Below are 1995 nucleotides of genomic sequence, written 5' to 3' on the forward strand. Positions count from 1 at the left end.
AAGCAGCCGATCAGGGTGTTACTGAAGCAACGCATAATTAAGGTGTTATGTATTGTAAAGATGACAGTGTAGAAAATAGCGAGTTAGCTAAAAAGTATTTTGAACAAGCTTGTGAGCAAAAACTTAAAGAAAGTTGCGATATTCTTCATAAAGGAATCAAATAAACATTATTCATAAGTCAGGCAAATTTGGAATCTGTTCAAAGAACTGTCTTACATATTAAGGCAGTTCTTTTTTTATATAGCCACAAAATGTCATTTATTCTATTAACACAATCACTTTTTTGATATAAATTAGCTTAACAGTGACATTTTAATACGGCTCAATATATTTGGTTTGCGTGTTAGTCATTTTATCAACTCTATAACCCGATACCGATAAGCGATTTAAAAGTGCATTGTCAAGAAGTAATAGATAGTAAGCCCATTTTTGATCTTTTCTTGCCAGCAGGCAAAATAAAAAAATTATTATATTTAAGGAATTTAAGGAAAACTAATGAAAAAAGTACTATTTGTTGTATTAACAGCATTATTATCGACGACGGCTTACGCTAATAATTGCGCGACCTATTTCGAACAAAAAGCTTTTGATCAAGCTTTTATTGCTTGTAACACTGAGGCTGAGCAGGGAGATAAAAATGCTCAGTTTAATTTAGCATTTATGTATTACAACGGCGACGGTGTCGAAGAAAATACTGAAAAAGCGCTATATTGGCTTACTCAGGCAGCGGAACAAGGGGTTTCTGTTGCGCAATATGGTTTATCACGCATGTATGAAGAAGGTGAGGGAGTCGAAGTCGATAAAGAACAAGCACTCTATTGGCTCACTCAAGCAGCGGAAGCCGGATCTGTTCAAGCACAATATGATTTATCCGAAAGGTTTGAACGTGAAAAATGGCTCACTAAAGCAGCAGAGCAAGGATTTGTTGTTGCGCAATATGATTTAGGGCAATATGGTAATAAAGAAAAAGCGCTATATTGGTATACTAAAGCTGAGCAACAAGGGCTTATTTCTGCACAATATGGATTAGCAAACATTTATAACTATGGGCTCGGTGTCGAAGTCAATCAAGAAAAAGCGGTGTATTGGTATACAAAAGCTGCGGAACAAGGGGATGGTTGGGCGCAATTAGAGTTAGCAAAGAGATATGACAAAGGAGACGGTGTTGAGGTCAATAAAGAGAAAGCAGTATATTGGTACACGAAAGCAGCAAAAAAAGGATTTGTTAAGGCGCAATATTATTTAGCAGTTTTGAATAATGAAGGTGACGATGTTATAGCAGAACTACGTGAAAGGTTAGGTAGAAAAATCACTGAACCGGAATATGGAATTGATCAAGCGCAATATCGTTTAGCAGAACTGTATGACAAAGGTGACGGTCTCGAAGTTAATAAAGATAAAACGGTATATTGGCTCAGTAACGCAATGAAAAAAAAGCTTAGTCAAACACAATATCGTTTAGCACATATGTATGACAAAGGTGAAGAGATCGAAGTCGATAAAGAAAAAGCACTATTTTGGTATAAAAAATCTGTAGATAATGGTAACACTGAAGCAATGCATGATTTGGGCGTTATGTATTATAAAGGTGATGGTATTGAAAAAAATAGCGAGTTAGCTAAAGAGTATTTTGAACAAGCTTGTGAGCAAAAATTTAAAGAAAGTTGCGATATCCTTCGTAAAGGAATGAAATAGCCATTATTCACAAGTCACACATATCAGAAATCTGTTAAAAGGATTGTCTTACATATTAAGGCAGTTCTTTTTTTATACAGCCTAAAAATATTATTTATTCTATTAACACAATCACTTTTTTGATATAAATTAGCTTAACAATGACATTTTAATACGGCTCAATATATTTGGTTTGCGTGTTAGTCATTTTATCAACTCTATAACCCGATACCGATAAGCGATTTAAAAGTGCATTGTCAAGAAGTAATAGATAGTAAGCCCATTTTTGATCTTTTCTTGCCAGCAGGCAAAATAAAAAAA

Annotated in this window: 1 protein-coding gene; it reads left to right on the plus strand. The window is 34.5% G+C overall.

The window, feature by feature from the left end:
* Positions 1-495: 495 nt before the first annotated feature.
* The gene (locus J3U37_RS11990) at positions 496-1695 is read left to right on the plus strand and encodes a tetratricopeptide repeat protein (RefSeq protein WP_267375105.1); all 1200 of its coding nucleotides are present in this window, start codon (positions 496-498) and stop codon (positions 1693-1695) included.
* The last annotated feature ends 300 nt before the right edge of the window (positions 1696-1995 follow it).

This window comes from Gilliamella sp. B3172, assembly GCF_026536465.1.
Classification (GTDB): Bacteria; Pseudomonadota; Gammaproteobacteria; order Enterobacterales; family Orbaceae; genus Gilliamella.

Bases quoted from the DNA above. Each gene is read 5' to 3' on its own strand.
- J3U37_RS11990 (WP_267375105.1), top strand. From the start codon at position 496: ATGAAAAAAGTACTATTTGTTGTATTAACAGCATTATTATCGACGACG.